Below are 3,657 nucleotides of genomic sequence, written 5' to 3'. Positions count from 1 at the left end.
GCCACCGGTCGAATACGAACACATCTACCATCAACAGACCATCTCGGCCGAGGTGGCCTGAACTCGGGTCTCCACCGGATCCAGGACGGTTCAGAAATGCCATCGGTCCGGTCACCTTCGTCGGCCGGACCTAATGGGAGTTACAGGGCCAGCCAGTAGGGCAGACTCGGTGCCGGTAGCCCCGGCAGGTGAGCACTAACCTCACCTGAACTTCGAGTTCTGGTGTCAGACCGTGCCCCTGCCGGTGGTCGGGAGCGAAACAACTTATGGGATGTCGTGCCCGCCAACAACTCTGGTGTGAGCACTGGTCCATTAGGGCGCTGAGTCTCCCGTCGGCTGCTGACAACCGAACGAGGCAGATTCAGGAGCGTACGTGCTGTTCGTCGGAGACGACTGGGCCGAAGATCACCATGACGTGGAGGTGCAAGACGAACACGGTCAGACCCTGAAGGCAGCCCGGCTGCCGGAGGGTGTCGAGGGCATGAGCCGGTTGCATGAGCTGATCGCCCGATTCCTGCCGCAGGACTCCGATCCCGGCCAGGTGCTGGTGTGCATCGAAACTGATCGCGGCCCGTGGGTGCGTGCACTGGTCGCGGCCGGCTACCAGGTCTACGGGGTCAACCCGAACCGCTGCGCGCCATAGGGAATTGATGTCGTTGTCGGGAGCAAAGGACGACAAGGCCGACGCCCGCACCCTGGCCGACCTGCTGCGGACTCGCCGCCACCAGCTACGCCCCGTCGCCGCTGACTCCGACGAGGCCGCCGCGGTCAAGGTCGCCGCGCGCGCCCACCAGACCATGATCTGGGAACGCACCCGGCACATGCTGCGGCTGCGCACCACGCTGCGCGAGTACTTCCCGGCCGCGCTCGCCGCCTACAAGCCACTCGGGCTCGCCGGTGTCGACACCCTCGAGCTGCTGGGCAAGGCCGCCGATCCCACGGCAGCGGCCCGGTTGACGATCGGCCAGGTCACCGCCGCACTGAAACGGGCGCGAGGCCGCGATATCCCCGCCAAGGCCGCCGCGATCCAGGCGGCACTGCGCACCGAGCATCTCGGCCAAGCCGACACGGTGGCCGGCGCCTACGCGGCGTCGGTCCGTGCGACGGTCGCGGTCCTAGGCACCCTCAACGAGCAGATCAAGATCCTCGAGGGCGAGGTCGAGTCGTGTTTTGGCCGGCACCCGGACGCTGAGGTCTACCTCAGCCAGCCCGGCATGGGCGTGATCACCGGCGCCCGGGTGCTTGCCGAGTTCGGCGACGCCGAAAACCGTTACACCGACGCCAAATCCCGCAAGAACTACGCCGGGACCGCCCCGATCACCCGTCAGTCCGGCAAGACCAAGACCGTCCACGCTCGGTTCGTCCACAACGACCGCCTCGTCGACGCCCTGCACGCCCAAGCCCACGCCGCGATGCTGCACGACCCCGGAGCCCGTGCCTACTACCAGGAACTACGCGGCCGGGAGATGAACCACAACGCCGCCCTCCGCCAGCTCGGGAACCGGCTCGTGGGCATCCTGCACGGCTGCCTGAAAACCAAAACCCCCTACAGCCAGGAAGCAGCCTGGTCACACCGCTACCAACACCTCGCTGCCTGACTTCCCTTGACATCCAAGCTCCTGGGATGTCTGACACGGGGCCCCTTCGTCCTCCTGTGCGGTCGGTGGTCGGATTGTTACCGGTGCCCCGACTGGAGATAGCGCTGACCGTTGGGATCGTCGGGGCCGCGGTCCGGGGTGCTCACGGGTCGGCGCTGGGCTGACACTCATCGTGTCGGCGGACGAAGTTGGGTCGGATGTCGGGATCGGGCGGGTCGTAGTAGCGATGGAAGGTAGGCGTCAGCGCCGCGGACATCGGCGGGTTGATCCAGGACCAGTCGGTCGGGCAGACCCGCCCGGCGGCCTTTTCGCGCTCGACGTGGTCGATGAACTGCCTGGCTACGGTGTGGTGGTCGACGACGTACACCCCGGCGACGCGGTAACTGTGCAGTACGGCCCGGTTCAGCTCGACGAGCGCGCGATCCCGCCACAACGTACGCTCGTGGCTGGTGTCCAGGCCCATCCGCTCGGCGATCACGGGCAGCATGTTGTAGCGGTCGACATCTGCGAGATTTCGAGCGCCGATCTCGGTGGACACGTACCACCCATTGAACGGCGCCGCTGGGTAGGTGACCCCGCCGATCTCCAGGTCCATGTTCGACACCGCCGGCACGGCATGCCATTTCAGGCCGAGGTCGATAAACCAGGGGTAGTCCGGATGCGCGAGTTCGACCTCGTCGACCAGCTCACGTGGCACTTCGAACCAGCGGATCGGTTCGTCCGGGGTGGAGATCAGTACCGGCAACACGTCGAACGCGGTGCCGCGGCCCTGCCAGCCCAACTTGCGAGCGAGATCGGTGACCGCAACATTCGCCGAATCGCCGACCACGCGCCCGTCTGGGTAACGGTAACCGGCGTAGCGGATCAGCTGAGGGCTGAGGATCCGGAACTGCGGACGGTCGGGTTGGGCAGGCGGGCCGACGGTGATGAGGCATCGTAGAGTACGCCCCTGTCGGGCCCTGCGCAGATGTTCCCAGCAGGCCTCGGCGAAATCGGCCGCCTCGCGTACCATGCGAGCGTCGATGATATCGAGCGAACGCCAGTGTTTGCGCCCCACACAGCGATCGTGGTTACGCCACGCCAACTGCGCACCGATCCGGATCTCCTCGGCGGTCTGCCGGTAGGTGCCCAGCTCACGCAGCTGGTACAGAGCCTCGTGGCGGCGCTGTTCGGGAAGATGGATGAGTTCGGGTTGCAGGAAGAACTCGTTGCATTCGCGTAATCGACGCTGCAGTTGCCAGCCGGACGATCGTTTCAATTCAGCAGGGCTGATGCTGGTAGATACCGGTGGCGTTGCCGGGCAATTCACGAGACACCTCTGGATCAGCCTGGGTGTGCTCTAAACAAAATTGATGGGCTAGTCCCCACGCCACCCAGACCGTGCGGAGCAAATCGAATGCCGTAAAGGCTGTTGGACCGCCCCTATCGCCGCTAGAGGTTCCTTGTTATAAAGGATCTTCTTGATCGAAATTCGGAGCGGAGCCAGACACTAACACATACGACCACACCAGCGAAACCCGCACCAGTCACCGAGGCGCTGCCCAGCGGGGGCGCACAGTAGGGACAGTGGGTCGAGTTTGCGAGGTGTTGGTGCGGCGGGTGAGGCCGAAGTCGTGGGTGGTCCGGGCGCGGGGAGAGGTGTGGGGACTTCCGACTCCGTCCCCCCGCACGTTACGTCGTTCGGGGACTTGGATGCCAAGTGCATACACCGGTTCTCCTTCACCACCCCTTTCCGCACTTGCTGTCCGTTCACGATTCCCACCGAAAGCTACCCATCACCTGCAACAATCCCCCTATAGCTCGAAATATATCTACCTACACCACCATTCAGCAATGCCTACCTACGTCACCATTCAGTAATAGCCGCGCCAACCTCATACATTCATTGCTGCTGAACGTTTGCGTACCTTGGATTGTGTGGTCATGACGCTGCACAAGCAGGCAGCGGTCGACGGGTATCTGTACTAAGAACTCAGTTCAGAATGAATCGGTGTGTCGGTTTGGTTTGCCGTGCAATGTCTTTGAGACTCTTGCTGTGGTTGATGAGGTGGTGACCGAT

The 3,657-nt window shown here is 63.9% G+C and carries 1 protein-coding gene and 1 pseudogene; one reads left to right on the top strand and one right to left on the bottom strand.

Annotated elements, in window-relative coordinates; translation table 11 throughout:
• Window positions 1-373 precede the first annotated feature (373 nt).
• Window positions 374-1,598: pseudogene (locus ACWEO7_RS38615) on the top strand (IS110 family transposase).
• 142 nt (window positions 1,599-1,740) lie between these two features.
• On the opposite strand, the gene ACWEO7_RS38610 reads toward ACWEO7_RS38615, so the two are convergent.
• Window positions 1,741-2,856, bottom strand: coding sequence for a nitric oxide synthase oxygenase (locus ACWEO7_RS38610; RefSeq protein ID WP_452430698.1), 1,116 nt, complete (start codon window positions 2,854-2,856; stop codon window positions 1,741-1,743).
• Window positions 2,857-3,657 lie beyond the last annotated feature (801 nt).

The sequence above is a fragment of the Nocardia sp. NPDC004260 genome (assembly GCF_053603155.1).
Note: the sequence above shows the minus strand (reverse complement) of the source record. Positions and strands in the feature narration are given on the sequence as shown.